Genomic DNA, 18,313 nt, shown 5'->3' with positions numbered 1-18,313 from the left:
CCCACACACCCGGTGCGTCCACTCCGCTTCTTCTGTCAGCGGGGTGGACGCACCCTGTTGCGATAGTGGTCGGCCACCACCCGGTCCATGGTTCCGATCCGGTCCGTGACCACGTTCTTTCCGGAGAAGTAGACATGGCCGCGCACCTGGTCGTAGGCGGCGGCGAAGTCGAGGTGGCGGGAGAGTTCGGCCGGGTCCTGCCAGGCTGCGGGCTGGGCCGGGTCACCGGCCTTGTAGAGCGCCTCGCCCACGAACAGATCGACGCCCGTGCCCCGTACGACCGCGTCCCACCAGGGCAGCAGCTTGGCGTAGTCGGCGGCGGCGAAGCCGATGTTCCAGTAGATCTGCGGGCAGATGTAGTCGATCCAGCCCTTCTGGACCCAGCCGCGGGTGTCGGCGTGCAGATCGTCGTAGGTCTGCACACCCGCCTTCGTGTCGGAGCCGAGCGGGTCGGTCGCGGCGTTGCGCCACACACCGAACGGGCTGATCCCGAACTGGACGTTCTTCTTGATCTTCTTGATCCGCTCGGCCGTCTCGCGCACCAGCTTGTCGGTGTTGTCGCGCCGCCAGGCGGCCTTGTCCGGGAAGCCCGCACCGTATTTCGCGTACGTGGCGTCGTCGTCGAAGACCTGCCCGGCCACCGGGTACGGGTAGAAGTAGTCGTCCCAGTGCACGGCATCGATGTCGTAGCGGCGGACCGCGTCGAGCATCGCGTCCTGGACGAAGCGGCGGACCTCGGGGATTCCGGGGTTGTAGTAGAGCTTCCCGCCGTACGGCAGGACCCAGTCGGGGTGCAGCCTGGCGGGATGGGTGGCGACCAGGCGGGACGGATCGGTGTGGTTGGCGACCCGGTACGGGTTGAACCAGGCATGCAGTTCGAGCCCGCGGCGGTGCGCCTCGCGGACAGCCGTGCCCAGCGGATCCCAGCCGGGGTCCTTGCCCTGCACCCCGGTGAGGTACTGGGCCCACGGTTCGTAGGGCGAGGGCCACAGCGCGTCGGCCGTCGGCCGGACCTGGAGGATCACTGCGTTCAGCCGCCGGTCGACGGCCTCGTCGAGGTACGCGATCAGCTCGGCCTCCTGCGCGGCCGCTGTCAGACCGGGCGCGGAGGGCCAGTCGATGTTGGCGACGGTGGCCACCCACATACCGCGCAGCTCGCGCCGCGCCACATGGTGACCACGCCTGCGCGGCGCTGGGTGCGCCGGCCCGGTGCCGGTCTGCCGGGACGGGGCCGCGACGGCATCACCGGCCGTGGTGATTGTGCTCACCACCGCTGCGACCACCCCGGCCGCACCCGCCACAAAACCTCTTCTGGCCATTTGCCGCATTTCGTTGCACCTGCCGTCTCTCTGTCCTCGTCCGTCGCCCCGGTATCCGGGCGTAACGCAGAGCATGCCCGCCCCGGCCCGCAATGACCCGTAGGTCGCGGAGTAACGTCGGGGGGTCGGGGCGGGCACCGGAATCAGACGGGAACCTGCGACACGCAGAACAGCGAAAGGCACGAGGTGACGGACTCTATGGCCGACATTGCACGCGTCGGAGTGGTGGGCTGTGGCCAGATGGGCGCGGGTATCGCGGAGGTGTGCGCCCGCAGCGGTCTTGAGGTCATGGTGGCCGAGACCACCGGCGAGGCGCTGGAGATCGGCCGCACCCGGCTGCACAACTCCCTCTCGAAGGCCGCCGAACGCGGCAAGATCACTCCGGAGGAGCGCGACGAGACACTGGCTCGTCTGAGCTTCACCACCGACCTCGGAGAGTTCGCCGACCGCGATCTCGTCATCGAGGCCGTCGTGGAGAACGAGCAGGTCAAGACCGAGATCTTCCAGGTGCTCGACCAGGTGGTGACCCGGCAGGACGCGATCCTCGCCTCGAACACCTCCTCCATTCCGCTGGTGAAGCTGGCCGTGGCGACCTCTCGCCCGGACCAGGTCATCGGTATCCACTTCTTCAACCCGGCCCCGGTGCAGAAGCTCGTCGAGCTGATTCCCGCGCTGACGACGTCCGACGAGACGGTGAAGCGCGCCGAGGCCCTGGTGCAGGACGTGCTCGGCAAGCACCCGATCCGCGCCCAGGACCGCTCCGGCTTCGTCGTCAACGCGCTGCTGATTCCGTATCTCCTCTCCGCGATCCGGATGTTCGAGTCGGGGATCGCCAGCCGTGAGGACATCGACAACGGCATGGAGCTCGGCTGCGCCCACCCGATGGGCCCGCTCAAGCTCTCCGACCTGATCGGTCTGGACACCGTGGCCTCGGTCGCCGACTCGATGTACGCGGAGTTCAAGGAGCCGCTGTACGCCGCTCCCCCACTGCTCCAGCGGATGGTGGACGCGGGCCGGCTCGGCCGCAAGACGGGCTCGGGCTTCTACCCGTACTCCTGATCCGTCTCTCGTGCCCGCACGGGGCCGGCCGGGAAACCCCCGGCCGGCCCCTTTCGCGGTTCCGGGGTTTTCATCCCGGCCTCGGTTCCGGGGTTTTCATCCCAGCCGTAAGTGATGGAGCATCATCAGCCCGGCCACCATGCCCGCGGCCGGGACCTCGCCGCGGGCGATCATGTCGGGCACCAGCTTGAGCGGTATCCACTCGCGTCGCGAGGATTCGAAGTCGTCGCTGGGGTGGCCGGTCCATGTCGCCTCCTCGGACCAGTAGAGGTGGTGCAGGGCGTCGGTGAGGCCGTTCGACGGCTCCACGGTCAGCAGCGGACGCAGCGGTCCGGGGCGCCAGCCGGTCTCCTCCTCCATCTCCCGGGCGGCGGCCGCTGCGATGTCCTCGCCGTCCTCGACGACGCCCGCGGCAAGTTCCCAGCCCCAGCTGTCGGTGATGAACCGGTGCCGCCAGAGCAGCAGTACCTCGTTGGCCTCGTTGACGACGGTGGCCGCCGCGACGGGGCGGAGCCGGATGAGGTAGTGGTCGAGATGGCGGCCGTCGGGGATGAGCACATCCGCCAGATTGACCTGAAACCAGTGGTTCTCATACACGGTTTGCTCGTTCAGATTCGTCCACTGCACAGTTTTGCCACCTTCCGACAAGTAGGTGACAACATCGCAGCAGGAGCGGGACCGGAGGGGAACGTACCGGAACCCGCGGGTACGAACTCACAGCGGTACGCGCAACGACCCGTCGATCAGTTCGGCGGCCCGCCCCGCGTCGGCGCAGCCGCTCGCGATCAGATCCTCGCGCACCGCACGCAGCCGGTCGCGCAGCCGTTGCGACTCCATGCCCCTGGCCCGCTCCGCCATCTCCACGGCCGTGGCCGCCGCCCGGTCCGCCTCGCCCTGACGCAGCTCGATATGGGTCAGCATGGCCAGCCGGTGGACCCGGCCCCGGTCGTGCGCCGGGGTCCGCACGGCCGTCACCGCGTGTTCCCTGGCCCCGGGCAGATCGCCGAGGCTGAGCAGGGCCTCGGCCACCTGCACATCGACCAGGCCCGGCTGGACGTACCCCGTCTCGTCCGGTTCATGGCCCGGCCGGATGCGTCCGGCCTCCGACTCGGCGCGCCGGATGCACTCCAGGGCGCTTGTGGCGTCGCCGATGTGGGCGTACGCCTTGGCCTGCATCGCGTACAGATCGGCGGCCAGCGCGGGAGTGATGTGCCGGCCGGCGGCCCGTAGCGCCGCCTGCGCGAAGGCCACCGACTGCCGGTAGTCGGCGAGGAACAGCGACTGGTTGACCAGCAGGGCGATCACATAACCGCCGAGCCCCCGGTCCCCGCTCGCCTTGGCCAGCCGCAGTGCCTGGTGGAAGTAGCGCTGGGCGAGCCCGTGCGCGTCGGAGTCGTAGGCACAGATGCCCGCGACCGCCACCAGCCCGCCCGTCGCCCGGTGCAGTTGGCGCCCCATCGCGTCGCTGTAGGCGCCGCGCAGCAGCGGGGCGGTCTCGGTGTTGAGGAAGCCGACGATGCGGGAACGGGTCGCGATTCCGCCTGCCCTGCGGTACATCAGTTCGTAGTGGGCACGGGCCGCGCGCAGGGTCATTATGTCGGCCGTGCAGACCTGGGTCGTACCGCTGCGGGAGACGTCGACGTCCTCCGGCGGGTTCTCCCACTCCCAGACGGGCATCACCGCAGTGGTGCCCGTGACGGCGGCCGAGGCGAGTAGGTGCGGGCGCTGCTGGTCGTCGGAACGCCACAGTGCGGTGGCCCGCTCGACGAATCCGGTGAGTGTGGATCCGGGCAGGGCCGCGCCGGCGCCCGGGGTCGCCATGCCGATGTCGTCCAGCGAAAGAGGCCTGTTCAGCCGGTTCCCCAGCACTTCACAGATCAGGTCCGGCACCTGGCCGCGCGGGCGCTGCCCCTTCAACCAGCGTGCCACCGCGGTGTGTTCGTACCGCAGGCACAGTCCGCGGGAACGGCCGGCCCGGTTGATGTGCGCGGCGAGGCCCGCCCGGGAGACACCCGCCTCCTCGATCAGGGCCTCCAGCAGAATGTTGGGCTCCGTTGCCCCCATTTGCCCCTCCGGTGGTTCGGCACGCCGAGGCGTGCCGAACCAGTGGAGCACGATTCACACGGGGTGTGAACGCAATGCCCGAACCGTCCCACTGCGCACTCTGTTGCGCCGGTCCGCGGATCGGTTGAATCAGTCGTCTCGCAAGAGGCGGCCGGGTCGTCTGCTCCCCCTCGTACAGTCGACGACCCGCACCCGCGCCGTCCGTTTCCGCCGACCTGCCCGACACTCCGTGGCGGCGCGGACAGTGCGGGCAACGCCCGCGGGCGGTTCTGTGCCGCTCGGCGAGCACAGGAGGGGCGTATCCGGTCACCGGATACGCCCCTCTTTCATGATGTGTGCCGCATGAGGCGTTACGCGCCCCGCAGCACCGCGCCCGTCCGCTCGGCGGCCAGGGCCACCGCCGCGTCGCGGGCGGCCGTGGCCTCGTCCACGGTCAGCGTGCGGTCCGCCGCGCGGAAGCGCAGCGCGTACGCCAGGGACTTGCGGCCCGCACCGATCTGGTCGCCGGTGAAGACGTCGAACAGCCGCAGCGATTCGAGGAGTTCACCCGCGCCCGCACGCAGCGCCTGCTCCACCTCGGCGGCGGCGACGCTCTCGGCGACGATCAGCGCGACGTCCTGGGTCGCCACCGGGAAGGTGGAGATCCGCGGCGCTTGGATGGCGCCCTGAGACGCCTGCTCCAGCAGGTCCAGGTTCAGCTCCATCGCGCAGCTGCGCGCGGGCAGGTGCAGCGCCTTGACCACGCGCGGGTGCAGCTCACCGGCGTATCCGACGGTGTGCTCCGCTCCGTCGATCACCACGGCGAGCTCGGCGCAGCGGCCAGGGTGCCACGGACCGTACTGGCCCTGTCGGACGATCAGTTCGGCCCTCGCCTCACGGGCGACCGTGCGGGCGGACTCGATCGCGTCCGCCCAGTCGGCCGGGCGGCCCTTGCCCCACCAGCCGGCCTGCTCATGCGCACCGGCGAGCACGACGGCGACATGGCGCGGCTGTACCGGCAGCACCCCGCTCAGACCGGCGATCTCCTCGTCGGTCGGACGGCGGTGGACCGGCAGCCGTACCGCGATGCCCTCCTGCTCGGGAGCCCGGAAGACCAGGCCCGCCTCGAAGAGCGCCAGGTCGTGGCTGCCGCGGCCGTCGTTGCGGCGCAGCGCACCGAGCAGCCCGGGCAGCAGCGTCGTGCGCAGCGCGGGCTCCTCGTCGGAGAGCGGGTTGACCAGCTTGACCAGGCGACGGCTCTCGTCGTCCGCCGGGATGTCGAGCTGGTCGAGTACCTGCTCGCCGATGAACGGGTAATTCAGCGCCTCGACATAGCCGGCGCCGGCCAGCGCGCGGCCGACGCGGCGGTACAGCCGCTGCCGCTCGGTGAGCCCGCGGCCCGAGGGCGGCTTGGGCAGCGTCGAGGGGAGGTTCTCGTACCCCTCGAGCCGGATGACCTCTTCGGCCAGATCGTTCGGCTCACCCAGGTCGGGACGCCAGGACGGGGCGGTGACGACCAGCTCGTCCTGCCCGTAGACGTCGCAGCCGACCTCCTGGAGGCGGCGTACGACGGTCTCGCGGCCGTAGTCGACGCCCGCGACACGGTCCGGGTGGTTCGCCGGCATGGTGATCGTCCGGGGCGCGGACGGCGCGATGATCTCCGTGACACCGGCCTCGGCGGTGCCGCCCGCGAGCAGCACCAGCAGGTCGACGGTCCGCTGCGCGGCAGCTGCCGCGGCCTGCGGGTCGGCGCCGCGCTCGAAGCGCTTGGACGCCTCGGAGGCCAGCTTGTGGCGGCGCGCGGTACGGGCGATGGAGATTGCGTCGAAGTGCGCTGCCTCGATGACGACCTCGGTGGTGGCACCGGCCTGGTCGTCGTGGTCGGCGACCTCGGTGTTGGCGCCGCCCATGACACCCGCGAGACCGATCGGCCCGCGGTTGTCGGTGATCACCAGGTCTGCGGGGTCCAGCACCCGCTGGACGCCGTCGAGGGTGGTGAGCTTCTCGCCGGGCTCGGCGCGGCGCACCCCGATCGGCCCGTCGAGACGGGAGCGGTCGTAGGCGTGCAGCGGCTGGCCCAGCTCGAGCATCACGTAATTGGTGACATCGACGGCGAGCGAGATCGGGCGCATCCCGGCCTTCTGCAGCCTGCGCTGCAGCCAGATCGGGGAACGGGCCTCGGGCTCCAGTCCGACGACCGTACGCGCGGTGAAGCGGTCGCAGCCGATCGGGTCGGCCACCTTCACCACGTAGCCGTACGAGTTCGGGGCGGGGACGTCGAGAAGCGCCGGGTCGCGCAGCGGCAGACCGTACGCGATGGCGGTCTCGCGGGCGACACCGCGCATCGACAGGCAGTAGCCGCGGTCGGGCGTGACCGCGATGTCGAGGACCTCGTCGACGAGTTCGAGCAGCTCGATCGCGTCGGTGCCGACCTCGTGCTCGGGCGGCAGCACGATGATGCCGCCGCTGCCGTCGTCGCCCATGCCGAGCTCGTCGCCCGAGCAGATCATGCCGTGCGAGGTCTTGCCGTACGTCTTGCGCGCGGCGATCGCGAAGTCGCCGGGCAGCACGGCGCCCGGCAGGACCACGACGACCTTGTCGCCGACGGAGAAGTTGCGCGCGCCGCAGACGATCTCCTGCGGCTCGCCGGTGCCGTTGGCCTGGCCGACGTCGACGGTGCAGAAGCGGATGGGCTTCTTGAACTCCGTCAGCTCCTCGATGGTGAGGACCTTGCCGACGACGAGGGGGCCCTTGAGCCCGGCGCCGAGCTGCTCGACGGTCTCGACCTCGAGGCCGGCGGAAACAAGTTTGGCCTGGACGTCACGGCCGGTCTCCGTCGCCGGCAGGTCGACGTACTCCCGCAGCCAAGAAAGCGGGACCCGCATCAGATCTCCATCCCGAACGGCCGGGTGAACCGGACGTCACCCTCGACCATGTCTCGCATGTCTTCGACGTTGTGGCGGAACATCAGCATCCGCTCGATGCCGAACCCGAAGGCGAATCCGCTGTACTTCTGGGGGTCGACGCCGGTGGCGATGAGCACCTTCGGGTTGACCATGCCGCAGCCCCCGAGCTCGATCCAGCCCTCGCTGCCGCAGGTGCGGCAGGGCCGGTCCGGGTTGCCGACGGACTCGCCGCGGCACACGTAACAGACCATGTCCATCTCGGCGGACGGTTCGGTGAACGGGAAGAAGTTCGGGCGCAGCCGCGTCTTCATGTCCCGGCCGAAGAGCGCCTGGACCATGTGGTCCAGGGTGCCCTTGAGGTCGGCCATGGTCAGGCCCTCGTCGACGGCGAGCAGCTCGATCTGATGGAAGACCGGGGTGTGCGTCGCGTCCAGCTCGTCGGTGCGGTAGACGCGACCCGGTACGACGACGTAGACCGGCGGCTCGCGGTCGAGCAGCGTGCGGGCCTGCACCGGGGAGGTGTGCGTGCGCAGCACGATGCCGGACTCGTCGTCCGTGGTGCCCTCAGGGCCCTGGACGAAGAAGGTGTCCTGCGTCTGCCGGGCCGGGTGGTCGGGCAGGAAGTTCAGGGCGTCGAAGTTGAACCACTCCGCCTCGACCTCGGGGCCCTCGGCGACCTCGTACCCCATGGACACGAAGATGTCCTCGAGGCGCTCCATGAGCGTGGTCAGCGGGTGGCGGGCGCCGGCCGGAGTGCGGTCGTGGGGCAGTGTGACGTCCACCGCCTCCTCGACCAGCACGCGGGCGTCCCGCTCGGCCTCCAGCTCCGCCTGACGTGCGGCGAGGGCCTTGCTCACAGCGCCGCGGGCCTGGCCCACGCGCTTGCCCGCCTCTGCCTTGGCCTGCGGCGGCAGGGCGCCGATCTCCCGGTTGGCGAGCGACAGGGGCGAGGTACCACCGGTGTGCGCGGTCTTCGCCTGGGCGAGCGCGTCGAGGTCACCGGCGGCGGCGAAGGCGGCGAACGCCTCGTCCCGCATGCGCTCGATCTCTTCCGGTTTCAGTGCCTCGACCTCGACTGGGTCGTACGACTTGTTCGGTGCCGACATCTCTTCCCGTGCTTCCGATTGGCTGGTACTGCGCTTACCGGGGGACAGCCCCGGACCCCCATGGCCCCGCTCGACGACTGGAGGACGCAAAGGTGCCAAAGGTCGAGTCTAAGGGTCACAGGATGTGTGGGAGGCCCGTGGGCTGCTCAGACCAGGTAGGCCGGCGTGCTCACGGGCAGAATAAATCGGAATTCCGCGCCGCCGCCGGGGCCGCGGCCGACCGTGATCGTGCCGCCGTGCGCCTCGACGATGCCCTTGACGATGTACAGGCCCAGGCCCGTACCGCCGCGCTTGCTCCCCCGCCAGAAGCGGGTGAAGACACGGCCCATCGACTCCTCGGGGATGCCGGGGCCTTCGTCGCTCACGGTGACGGCCGTTCCCTTCTCGTCGCTCTTCGCGGGTGCGGGTGCGACTTCAATGGTGACGGTTCCCTCGCCGTGGCGCACCGCGTTTTCCAACAGGTTGCCGAGCACCTGGTCGACCTTGTCCGGGTCGGCCCAGACCGCGGGCAGCGGCTGGCAGGTACGGACGAGGAAGCGGTCGGGTGTCTGGCCGTTCGCGGTGAGGGCCTGGATGTGGCGTTCGACGGCGGCGGAGAGGTCCACGGGCTGCCGTCGCAGCTCCAGTCGGCCGGAGTCGATCCGGGAGATGTCGAGCAGTTCGGCGATGAGCCGGGTGACGCGGCCCGCGTCGGCGTCGACGGTCTCCAGCATCAGGCGCTTCTGGTCGTCGGTGAACCGTTCCCATTTGGCGAGGAGGGTCGCGGTGAAGCCCTTGACGGAGGTCAGCGGGGAGCGCAGCTCGTGGGCGACGATCGCGATCAGTTCGGCGTGGCTGCGTTCGGTGCGGCGGCGGGCCTCGGTGCCGCGCAGCGAGATCACCAGACGGCGTACGGGACCGGTCGGGTGCTCTCGTACGTACCGTGCGGAGACCAGGACCTCGCGGCCGCCGGGCAGCAGCAGATTGCGCTCGGGCTGACCGACCCGGGTGGCGAGGCCGCCGTACGGATCGGTCAGCGCCCACCAGCGGCGGCCCTTGAGGTCCTCCAGCGGCAGCGCGTGCTCCAAGGGGCGGCCGAGAGCGGCGGCCCGGGGCACGGCGGTGATCCGGGCGGCCGCGGAGTTGAAGCAGATGACCCGGCCGGTCTCGTCGGCGATGACCAGACCGTCGGGGAGGTCGTCGGGATCGACGGTCGCATCGACGGGTCCGAGGGCCGGTCCTTGGGCCGGTTCGCCCGCCGTGCCGGGGCTTTCACCGGCGCGCACGACGGCCGCGTGTGTCTCGCGCGGCCTGCTCATGCCGACAGCCATATCCCGTACCCCACCTCTCGAACCGGTGCAGTGGGCCCCCGAGTTCGTCACCCTACTAGTCGTCGGTGACGGAGCGACACCCTGCGGGGGCGCACTGCTGCGGTCCGCCGTTCGGCGGGGTACGGGGCGTGGCGTCGGTCAGACGGCGACCTCGACGCGGTCCCCGGCCGGCCGGGCTGCCCGTTCACGCCTCATGAGCGATCCGGAGGCGAACGATCCGGCGGCCGTGCAGGCTGCGATCACCATCAGGAGCAGGGCCGCACCCCACGAGGCACCGTTCGCCGCGCCGGTCAGCGAGGTGGCGAGCAGCGGTACGAATCCGGCCACGACGCCCGCGAGGTTGTAGGACATCGCGACGGCGCTGTAGCGGAACGCCTCGGGGAACATCCCGGAGACCACGGCGCCGATGGGGGCGTACGGAATGGAGAGTGCGCCGATCCCGAGCCCCACCCCGAGGTAGACCAGTGCGGGCTTGCCGGTGTCGACGAGCCAGAAGGCCGGGAAGGCGACGGCCATCGTGACGAGGCCGCCGATGGCACAGACCGTCCAGGCGCCGATCCGGTCGGCGATCCGCCCCGCCACGACGAGCACGACGATCTCGACGACCGAGCCGATGACGGTGGCGTTCAGCATCACGGACTTGTCGATGCCCAGCTCGTCGGTGCCGTACGAAATGATGAACGTGGTCATCAGGAAGAAGCCGCCGACGCCGAGCAGGGCCGCGCCGATGCCGATGATCATGCGGCCCCAGGTGCGGCGGAACGCCTCGATGAGTGGTGCGGGCTTCGGGCCGTTCTTCTCGGCGTCGGCGAGCATCGCGTGGAAGACCGGCGACTCCTCGATCCGCAGCCGCATGTAGAGCGCGAAGCCGAGCAGCGGGAACGCCGCGAGGAACGGCAGACGCCAGCCCCAGGAGTAGAAGGAGTCGTCGGGCAGCATCCCGACGAGGGCGAACGCGCCGGACGAGATCAGCGTGCCGACGGGCGAGCCGAGCTGCGGGATCGAGGAATAGCTGCCGTGCTTCTCCTTGGGCGTGTGCTCCAGCGTGAGCAGCATGGCGCCGCTCCACTCACCGCCGACCGAGATCCCCTGCAGGAAGCGGAGGAGTGCGAGGAGGACGGGGGCCCAGATGCCGATGGTGGCGTAGCTGGGCAGCAGGCCGATACAGCCGGTGGTGACGCCCATCATCACGACGGTGATGATCAGGGCGACCTTGCGGCCGTAGCGGTCGCCGATGTGGCCGAAAACGGCCGCACCGATGGGGCGGGCGACAAAGCCCACGGCGAAGGTGACGAAGGACGCGATGGTGCCCACGGCCGGGTCCAGCTCGGGGAAGAAGAGCCGGTTGAAGACCAGAGCGGCGGCGGTGCCGTAGAGGAAGTAGTCGTACCACTCCAGGGCGGTACCGGTGAAGGCGGCGATCAGCAGTCGCCGGATGTCCTTGATGTCGGGCGAGCTCACACGTTCTCCTGGGGACGGAGGGCCTGGTGGCCTTGAGGGGACGGGGGAACGGGCTGTACGGGTGTGGGGGTGGCGGCCTGGGCCGCGAGGCCGTGCGGGTCGTGGACGGGATCGCCGTCGACGACGGTCGCGAGGACCTGGAGCGAGCCGATCCGGTCCGGATCGGTGCGGAGCGGGTCGGCGTCGAGGATCGTGAGGTCGGCGAGCTGCCCGGGGACGAGGCGCCCCTTGCGGCCGCCGAAGCCGGTGGCGCGGGCGGAGCCCTCGGTCCAGGCGCGCAGGGCATCGAGGACCGGGACGCGCTCGTCGGGCCCGTACACGGCGCCCGAGCCGGTGCGCCGCTGGACCATGGCCTGGATGGCGGGCAGTGGGGCGCCGGGCGCGACGGGCCGGTCGGAGCTGCCGGGTACGGGCAGGCCGAGGTCGAGCAGCGAGCGCAGCCGGTAGGACCAGGCGGTGCGCTGCGCGCCGAGCGACTCGGCCATGGCGTCGCCGAACGGCTGCAGGAAGTTGTGCTGCGGTACGGGGATCACGCCGAGTTCGGCGAACCGGCCGAGCTGGTCGGGGCGGACCACTCCGGCATGCTCGATGCGGTGGTGCACGCCGGGGCGCGGGAGCTCTCGCTGAGCGCGGGCGAATGCGTCGAGCGCGAGGTCGACGGCCCGGTCGCCGATGGCATGGGCGGCGACGGTCCAGCCGGAGCGGTGGGCGGCGAGGACCGTTTCGGTCATGGCGTCGGCGTCGTTCTGGAGGTATCCGGTGGGGTTGGCCGCCTCTGCCTCGTTGTGCGGGCAGCCGCAGAAGGGTTCGGTGACGGCGGCGGTCCGGCCGAGCAGGGAGCCGTCCAGGAAGATCTTGACGGGTCCGAGGGAGAGCCGGTCGTCACCGAAGCCGGTGCGCATCCCGAGGTCGAGCCCGAGGCCGATGCCGTCGTCGGCGTGCGAGACCAGCGGGTGCAGAACGTCGGAGGCGGCCATCAGCTGGGCGCGGGTGTGGAGCCTTCCGGTGTCGCGGGCGAGCTGGTAGGCGGCGAGTTCGACCGGGGTGTGGCCGATCCAGCCGCCGCCGATACCGGCCTCCGTGAAGCTGGTGATGCCTTCGGTGAGGTAGTGCCGGGTGGCGGCGTCGACGGCGTCGGCGACGGTCTCCACGGGATACGGGAGTACGTGCCGCTGCACGAGGCGCTGGGCGGTCTCCTCCAGGAGTCCGTCGGGCCGGCCGTCCTCGTCGCGGGAGACGACCCCGCCGTCCGGGTCGGTGAAGTTGTCGGCCAGGATGCCCGCGAGGCCCAGCACCGGGGTGTTGACGACGCAGGCGTGCCCGGAGGTGTGCTTCAGCCACACCCGCCGGCCGCCCGCGGCCCGGTCGAGGGCGTCGCGGTGCGGGTAGCGCCCGCCGGTCCGGTTGTGGTCGAGTCCGGCGCCGATCACCCAGGCGTCCTCGGGCAGCGTGGCGGCGTACGCGGCCACGGCGTCGTACACCTCGTCGACGGTCCGCGCGCCGGAGACGTCGAGCTGGGTGAGGGTGAGGCCGAACCACGCGGTGTGGCAGTGGGCGTCGTTGAAGCCGGGCACGACCGTGGCGCCGCCCGCGTCCATGACCCGTGCGGCGGGGAGGTGCTCGACCTCCTCGTCGAGCCCGACGATGCGGCCGTGCAGGGCGCCGAGGGTGCGGGCGGTGGGCCTGGTGTCGTCGAGAGTCAGGATGTTCGCGTTGCGGACCAGCAGATCGAGGTTCACGGGCTCAGGTCTTTCGGGGTCAGGTCTTTCGGGGTCACGCGAGGTGGTGCAGCTGGGCGAGCGGCACGGCGTCGGCGGCGGGGGTGCCGGTGGGGACACCGTCGACCAGGACGGGGGCCGGTTCGCGGGGCACCACGACGCGCGGGGTCGCGGTGTTGTGGAGCATGTCGGCGCGGGTGAGGCCGCGGGAGCCGCGGATCGGCGCGTAGGTGAGTCCCTTGGGCAGCGCCGCTCGGGCGGCCCGGTCCGCCAGCGCGGCCTCGGCGACGAAGATCCGGGAGAGCCGCGCGGGCGCCTGGCCGAGGGCGCCGAAGTAGGGCTTGTACGTACGGGGCTGGGTCAGCCGGGTCGATCCCGAACCGGACCCCGTGTTGCCCCACGCCACGAACCCGGCCTTGATGACCAGTTCGGGCTTCGAGCCGAAGTAGGCGGGGTGCCAGAGCACCAGGTCGGCGAGGCGCCCCACCTGGGCGGTACCGACCTCGTGCGCGAGGCCGTGGGCGATCGCCGGGTTGAGGGTGATCTTGGCGAGGTAACGCAGGGCCCGCTGGTTGGCGCGGTGCTCGACGCCGCCCTCCCCGGCCGCCAGTGCCTGGAGGTGGGCGAGCTGCCAGGTGCGTCGGACGGTCTCGGCGATGCGGCCCATGCCCATGGAGTCGGAGTTGACGATGGAGATCGCGCCGAGGTCGTGCAGGGCGTTCTCGGCGGCGATGGCATGGGCGCGGATGCGGCCCCTGGAGATCTCGACATCACTGGCGGAGTGGTGGTTCTGCCGGTGCACGGTCATCGTCATCGGGAAGAGTTCCCCGACGGTGTTCGGGGTGTACGGGATGGTCGGCGTGGTCGACGACGGCAGGATGTTCGGCTCGGAGAGGATCTCCAGCAGATCGGGGTGACCTCCCCCGCCCTCCACGTGGTACGCGTGCACGGTCCGGCCCCGGGTGGAGCCGATGGTGTCGCGCAGATAGCCGGACTCGTTCATGGAGTCGGTGTGCAGGGCGACCGGCAGATCGGCGGCCTCGGCGGTGTCGAGGCAGTTGTCGATGATGCGCGGGGTGGCCCCGAAGTCCTCATGGATCTTGAAGCCGCCGGCCCCGGCGAGCACGGACTCGTCGAGCAGGGTGCGGGAGCTGGACGAACCGCGGGCCAGGAACGCGATGTTGAGCGGGGTGCCCTGCCAGGAGCTCATCAGGGTGTGCAGACTGTGGGCCGGATTGCAGCCGATCTCCCAGACCCCGCCGAGCCCCATGCCGACGAGCGTGGTGACTCCGGCCGCGAGCGCTGCGGGCGCCACCTCGGGCGAGGAGAGATGGACGTGGCTGTCCACGATGCCGGGGGTGGCGATCAGCCCTTCGCCGGGGACGACGGAGGTGTGCGAGTCGATGGCGTACTCGACCGGCATCACGTCCGGGTTGCCGACGCCGCCGACGGAGACGATCCGGCCGTCCTTGATGCCGATGTCGGTCTTGCGGACGCCGAGAACCGGGTCCATGAGGACGACTCCGGCGACCACCATGTCCAGGGCGGAGTCCCGGTCGGAGCGGGGCGAGGCCAGCAGCCCGTCGCGTACGGTCTTGCCGCAGCCGCCGAGCAGTTCGTCGCCGGGGGTGCCGTCGTCGGCCTCCACCTCGACCCAGAGGGAGGTGTCGCCGAGCCGGATGCGGTCACCGGTGGTGGGACCGTACAGAGCGTTGTATGTACGGCGGTCGATGCTGGTCATGCGCGCTGCTCCTCGGACTGGGCGTGCTGCGGGTGACGGGAGAGAGGGATCAGCGAGACCTCCCGGGACTCCCCCGGTTCGAAGGCCAGCGCGGTGCCGGCCGCGATGTCCAGCCGCAGCCCCCGCGCCGCTTCCCGGTCCAGCTCCAGGGCCGCGTTCACCTCGTGCAGCGGATAGTGCGAGGAGACGAACACCGTACGGTCACCGGTGTTGCGGAGGGTGAGGGTGGTGCGCGGACGCCCCTCGTTGATCCGTATCGGATCGGGGGCGGTCCGTACGGCACCGGGTGCGGTGTCGGGTGTCCCCGGGCCGATCGGCCGGTCGACGGCGACAAGGGCGGTGCCGCTCGGGAAGAGCGCCTCGACCTGCACGGTGGTGACGATGTCGGCCACGCCGTCCATCACGTCGGCCTCGGTGAGCACGGAGCGGCCCACCTCGATCACTTCGTCCAGACCGAGCCCGTCCCAGGCGGCTTCCAGCACCTCGTCGCAGATCAGCGCGATGGCCTCCGGCGTGTTCAGCCGCCGGCCACGCGCCCTGCGGCGGCGGGCCAGTTCGGCGACGGTGAACAGCTGGAGACGCTCCTGCTCGCGAGGCGTCAGATGCACTGCCAGGACCTCCCTGAATGCGGTGGGCCCGGGGGATTCCGGATTGCCTCAGCTTCAAGGGCAACGAGCACAGATCCAACGTCGAAACATCACCCGTACAGCCCCTTACATTGGTCATATGCACACCCCGGTTTCCGATTTCCCTCCCCCGTCCCGTCGGATCGCCGAGCTCGCGGGCCAGTGCCTGGACAACATCGACGGTCTGATCGGCCAGTGGATGGAGATGATCAATCCGGTCCGGAGTGCCTATGCGGACCGGGTACCGGACGCCGATTTCCGCAGCTCCGCCTGGCAGGCGTTCGAGCTGCTGCTGCGTACGGTGGCGCAGCTTCCGGTGCCCGTGCACATCGCCGGGGTGTCGCAGCGAGTGGGTGAGCAGCGGGCCCGCCAGGGCGTGCCGCTGGACTCGCTGCTGGAAGCGGCCCGACTGGACTTCCGGGTGGTGTGGGCGGCGCTGGTCCAGCGGGCCGACGAGGAGGACATGGCGGAGCTGGTGACGTCCGCGTACCACGTGTGGGAGGCCGTCGAGTCCCATGTCACGGGCATCATGACGGCGTATCAGCGCACGGTTCTGGAGATGGGCCGGCGCCAGGAGGACGAGCGGCGGATGTGGTTCTCCCGGCTACTGGAGAGCGAGGGCCACAACCCGACGGTGGTACGGAACGCGGCACTGGCCCTGGGCTTCGACGGCGCGGGTACGTTTCTGTGCGCGGCGGCCCCGGCGGCGGAGGGTTCGGGGCTGCACCGGGCGGCGACGGCGCTGCGCGCGGCGGGTGCTCCGGTGCAGTACCAGGCGGTCGGCGGGGACGCGGTGCTGGTGGTGGAGCTGGGCCGGCGCACCACGTGGCAGTCGGTGCTGGTCCGGCTCGCGTCCACCCCGTGTGGTGTCTCGCCGCAGGCGAACGGGCTCGCAGCGGTGCCCAGGGCGGCTGTGCTGGCCATCGCGACGGCGCAGATGCTGCCGCCGGACGCCCGTTCACCGAGGCTGCTGGAGGACAGTTGGCTGGATGTGCTGGTGCGGCGGGCCGGGGACTTCGGCACGGATCTGGCCGCCGATGTGCTGGGTGGTCTCGACGGCCCCGGAGTGTCGGCGACGGAGGCGGCACGTCTGCTGGAGACCGTCACCGAGCATCTGCGCGGCAGCGGCTCCATCGCGGACACAGCGGCCGCGCTGTACTGCCACCGCAACACGGTCCAGCACCGCTTCGCCCGCTTCCACGAGCTGACCGGCCGCGACGTCCGGCGCCCCGACGACGCGGCACTGGTCGCGGTGGCTCTGCGGGCCAGGACCTCGGCAGCGGATTAGCGGCGCGGGCGCTGGGCCCGTGCGGAGGCGTACAGGCAGACGGCTGCCGCCGTCGCCAGATTGAGGCTCTCCGCCTTGCCGTGGATCGGCACCCTCACAACGGCGTCGGCCAGCGCCCTGGTCTCCTCCGGCAGGCCCCAGGCCTCGTTGCCGAAGACCCAGGCGGTCGGCCCGCCCATGGTCCCCGCGTCGAGCTCGTCGTCGAGGTCGTCGTCGCCCGCTCCGTCGGCGGCAAGAATCCTTACGCCCGCGTCCCTCAGCCCCTGCACGGCCTGCTCCACCGGAACACCGACGGCGACCGGCAGATGGAAGAGAGAGCCGACCGAGGCCCTGACGGACTTGGGGTTGTAGAGGTCCACCGAGGCATCGGTGAGCACGACGGCATCGGCACCCGCGGCGTCGGCGCAGCGCAGCACCGTACCGGCGTTCCCCGGGTCGCGTACGTGGGCGAGGACGGCGACCAGCTTCGGCTTCGCGGCGAGGATCGCGTCGAACGGCGAGTCGAGGAAGCGGCAGACACCGATGATGCCCTGCGGGGTGACGGTCTGCGACACGTCGGCGAGCACATCGCCGTCCGCGAGGTGCACCCGGGCACCGGCGGCGTGGGCGGCGTCGACGATGTCGGCGTACCGCTCGGCCGCCTCGACGGTGGCGAACAGCTCGATCAGCGTCGCCTCGCCGTCGCTGCCGCGGTGCCCGGCGGCCTCGCGCACGGCCTGCGGCCCCTCGGCGATGAACCTGCGCTCCTTGCCGCGGAAGTTGCGCTTGGCCAGCCGCCGGGCGGCTGTGACGCGCGGCGATCGCGGGGAGATCAGTTCGGGGGTGCCCATGGTCGGCGGCGAGCCTCTCTGCGTACGGAGGTGACGGACGTACGGAACATGTCGTGCAACGCACCGGACCCGCAGACGACGAGCGCCTGCGGGTCCGGCTCAGAAGCCAAGAAGTGCGACCTGGATCAGGCGGCCTTCGGGGCGTTGACGTCGCTCGGGAGGGCCTTCTGGGCAACCTCGACGAGGGCGGCGAACGCGTTGGCGTCGTTGACCGCGAGCTCGGCCAGGATCTTGCGGTCCACCTCGATGTTGGCGGCCTTCAGACCCTGGATGAGGCGGTTGTACGTCATGCCGTTCTGGCGGGCAGCGGCGTTGATGCGCTGGATCCACAGCTGACGGAAGTCGCCCTTGCGCTTCTTGCGGTCGTTGTAGTTGTAGACGAGGGAGTGGGTGACCTGCTCCTTCGCCTTGCGGTACAGGCGGGAGCGCTGGCCGCGGTAACCGCTGGCCTGCTCGAGGATTGCCCGGCGCTTCTTGTGAGCGTTTACTGCCCGCTTGACGCGTGCCACTTTTTAACTCCTTGTAGCGGGGCCGTGGTTGGACTCACACGGCCCGGAAACGAATTGGTCCCGGTCTGAGTCGAGGTCGCCGCCCACGGATTCACCGAGGGCTGCGGACTCACTTGCCGAGAAGCTTCTTGACCTTCTTGGCGTCGGCCGGGGCCAGCTCGACCGTGCCGGTCAGCGAGCGGGTCTTCTTGGACGACTTGTGCTCAAGAAGGTGGCGCTTGCCGGCGCGCTCACGGAGCACCTTGCCGGAGCCGGTGATCTTGAAGCGCTTGCTGGCACCGCTGTGCGTCTTGTTCTTCGGCATCGCGCCGTTCTCTCCTCGTCAGTGGCGCCCCTCGCGGTGCGGGCACCGGACAACAGGGGCGTCAGATCTTGGTGGGAATTCCGGGGAGACCCG

The 18,313-nt window shown here is 70.7% G+C and carries 15 protein-coding genes; 2 read left to right on the top strand and 13 right to left on the bottom strand.

Annotated elements, in window-relative coordinates; all coding sequences use genetic code 11:
• Positions 1 to 35 precede the first annotated feature (35 nt).
• The gene (locus tag NRF20_RS35705; protein ID WP_413754643.1) at positions 36 to 1,301 is read right to left on the bottom strand and encodes a glycoside hydrolase family 10 protein; all 1,266 of its coding nucleotides are present in this window, start codon (positions 1,299 to 1,301) and stop codon (positions 36 to 38) included.
• Positions 1,302 to 1,517: 216 nt separating this feature from the next.
• Here NRF20_RS35705 and NRF20_RS35700 point away from each other — a divergent pair, with 216 nt between their 5' ends.
• Positions 1,518 to 2,378 carry a 3-hydroxybutyryl-CoA dehydrogenase gene (locus NRF20_RS35700; protein WP_114243580.1) on the top strand — a complete coding sequence of 287 codons (861 nt, stop codon included), beginning with the start codon at positions 1,518 to 1,520 and terminating at the stop codon, positions 2,376 to 2,378.
• A 96-nt stretch (positions 2,379 to 2,474) separates the two neighbouring features.
• On the opposite strand, the gene NRF20_RS35695 is transcribed toward NRF20_RS35700, so the two are convergent.
• From NRF20_RS35695 to ureA, 9 genes are all read right to left on the bottom strand, one after another.
• Positions 2,475 to 3,005, bottom strand: coding sequence for an NUDIX domain-containing protein (locus NRF20_RS35695; RefSeq protein ID WP_398629059.1), 531 nt, complete (start codon positions 3,003 to 3,005; stop codon positions 2,475 to 2,477).
• Between the two features lie 87 nt (positions 3,006 to 3,092).
• Positions 3,093 to 4,442, bottom strand: a complete 1,350-nt coding sequence (locus tag NRF20_RS35690; protein ID WP_413753926.1) for a transcriptional regulator — start codon at positions 4,440 to 4,442, stop codon at positions 3,093 to 3,095.
• 350 nt (positions 4,443 to 4,792) lie between these two features.
• Positions 4,793 to 7,306 carry a phenylalanine--tRNA ligase subunit beta gene (gene pheT, locus NRF20_RS35685; RefSeq protein ID WP_398629061.1) on the bottom strand — a complete coding sequence of 838 codons (2,514 nt, stop codon included), beginning with the start codon at positions 7,304 to 7,306 and terminating at the stop codon, positions 4,793 to 4,795.
• On the bottom strand, positions 7,306 to 8,433 hold the full coding sequence (pheS, locus tag NRF20_RS35680) for a phenylalanine--tRNA ligase subunit alpha (protein ID WP_398629062.1): 1,128 nt from the start codon (positions 8,431 to 8,433) through the stop codon (positions 7,306 to 7,308). The genes pheT and pheS overlap by 1 nt, the downstream gene beginning before the upstream one ends.
• A gap of 146 nt (positions 8,434 to 8,579) precedes the next feature.
• A complete protein-coding gene (locus NRF20_RS35675) occupies positions 8,580 to 9,743 on the bottom strand; it encodes an ATP-binding protein (RefSeq protein WP_398629063.1) in 1,164 nt (387 codons plus the stop codon).
• Positions 9,744 to 9,881: 138 nt separating this feature from the next.
• A complete protein-coding gene (locus NRF20_RS35670) occupies positions 9,882 to 11,204 on the bottom strand; it encodes an MFS transporter (protein ID WP_093896115.1) in 1,323 nt (440 codons plus the stop codon).
• On the bottom strand, positions 11,201 to 12,943 hold the full coding sequence (locus NRF20_RS35665; protein WP_413753925.1) for an amidohydrolase: 1,743 nt from the start codon (positions 12,941 to 12,943) through the stop codon (positions 11,201 to 11,203). The genes NRF20_RS35670 and NRF20_RS35665 overlap by 4 nt, the downstream gene beginning before the upstream one ends.
• A gap of 34 nt (positions 12,944 to 12,977) precedes the next feature.
• On the bottom strand, positions 12,978 to 14,663 hold the full coding sequence (locus NRF20_RS35660) for an urease subunit alpha (RefSeq protein ID WP_413753924.1): 1,686 nt from the start codon (positions 14,661 to 14,663) through the stop codon (positions 12,978 to 12,980).
• Entirely contained in the window at positions 14,660 to 15,271 is a 612-nt protein-coding gene (ureA, locus tag NRF20_RS35655; RefSeq protein ID WP_398629066.1) for an urease subunit gamma, read from the bottom strand. Before ureA ends, NRF20_RS35660 begins: the two co-directional genes overlap by 4 nt.
• Positions 15,272 to 15,389: 118 nt before the next feature.
• Between ureA and NRF20_RS35650 the strand changes: the two genes are divergently transcribed.
• Positions 15,390 to 16,577 (top strand): PucR family transcriptional regulator, encoded by a 1,188-nt coding sequence (locus NRF20_RS35650; protein ID WP_398629067.1) that lies wholly within the window; start codon positions 15,390 to 15,392, stop codon positions 16,575 to 16,577.
• Here the strand turns inward: NRF20_RS35650 and NRF20_RS35645 are convergent.
• The 3 genes from NRF20_RS35645 to rpmI all read right to left on the bottom strand — a co-directional run bounded on the left by NRF20_RS35645 (position 16,574) and on the right by rpmI (position 18,220).
• A complete protein-coding gene (locus tag NRF20_RS35645) occupies positions 16,574 to 17,407 on the bottom strand; it encodes a TrmH family RNA methyltransferase (RefSeq protein WP_266362942.1) in 834 nt (277 codons plus the stop codon). The two genes, NRF20_RS35650 and NRF20_RS35645, sit on opposite strands and share 4 nt — an antisense overlap.
• 125 nt (positions 17,408 to 17,532) lie before the next feature.
• The gene (gene rplT / locus NRF20_RS35640; protein ID WP_018103794.1) at positions 17,533 to 17,916 is read right to left on the bottom strand and encodes a 50S ribosomal protein L20; all 384 of its coding nucleotides are present in this window, start codon (positions 17,914 to 17,916) and stop codon (positions 17,533 to 17,535) included.
• A 109-nt stretch (positions 17,917 to 18,025) separates the two neighbouring features.
• Positions 18,026 to 18,220, bottom strand: coding sequence for a 50S ribosomal protein L35 (rpmI, locus tag NRF20_RS35635; RefSeq protein ID WP_114243588.1), 195 nt, complete (start codon positions 18,218 to 18,220; stop codon positions 18,026 to 18,028).
• Between the last annotated feature and the right edge of the window lie 93 nt (positions 18,221 to 18,313).

The organism is Streptomyces sp. R-74717, from assembly GCF_047305335.1.
In the GTDB taxonomy this organism is placed as follows: domain Bacteria; phylum Actinomycetota; class Actinomycetes; order Streptomycetales; family Streptomycetaceae; genus Streptomyces; species Streptomyces atratus.
The sequence above is the reverse complement of the archived record's forward strand: the minus strand, read 5'-3'. Positions and strand labels throughout refer to the sequence as shown.

Bases quoted from the DNA above. Each gene is read 5' to 3' on its own strand.
- NRF20_RS35700 (WP_114243580.1), top strand. From the start codon at position 1,518: ATGGCCGACATTGCACGCGTCGGAGTGGTGGGCTGTGGCCAGATGGGC.
- NRF20_RS35690 (WP_413753926.1), bottom strand. From the start codon at position 4,442: ATGGGGGCAACGGAGCCCAACATTCTGCTGGAGGCCCTGATCGAGGAG.
- pheT (WP_398629061.1), bottom strand. From the start codon at position 7,306: ATGCGGGTCCCGCTTTCTTGGCTGCGGGAGTACGTCGACCTGCCGGCG.
- pheS (WP_398629062.1), bottom strand. From the start codon at position 8,433: ATGTCGGCACCGAACAAGTCGTACGACCCAGTCGAGGTCGAGGCACTG.
- NRF20_RS35675 (WP_398629063.1), bottom strand. From the start codon at position 9,743: ATGGCTGTCGGCATGAGCAGGCCGCGCGAGACACACGCGGCCGTCGTG.
- NRF20_RS35660 (WP_413753924.1), bottom strand. From the start codon at position 14,663: ATGACCAGCATCGACCGCCGTACATACAACGCTCTGTACGGTCCCACC.
- NRF20_RS35650 (WP_398629067.1), top strand. From the start codon at position 15,390: ATGCACACCCCGGTTTCCGATTTCCCTCCCCCGTCCCGTCGGATCGCC.
- NRF20_RS35645 (WP_266362942.1), bottom strand. From the start codon at position 17,407: ATGGGCACCCCCGAACTGATCTCCCCGCGATCGCCGCGCGTCACAGCC.
- rpmI (WP_114243588.1), bottom strand. From the start codon at position 18,220: ATGCCGAAGAACAAGACGCACAGCGGTGCCAGCAAGCGCTTCAAGATC.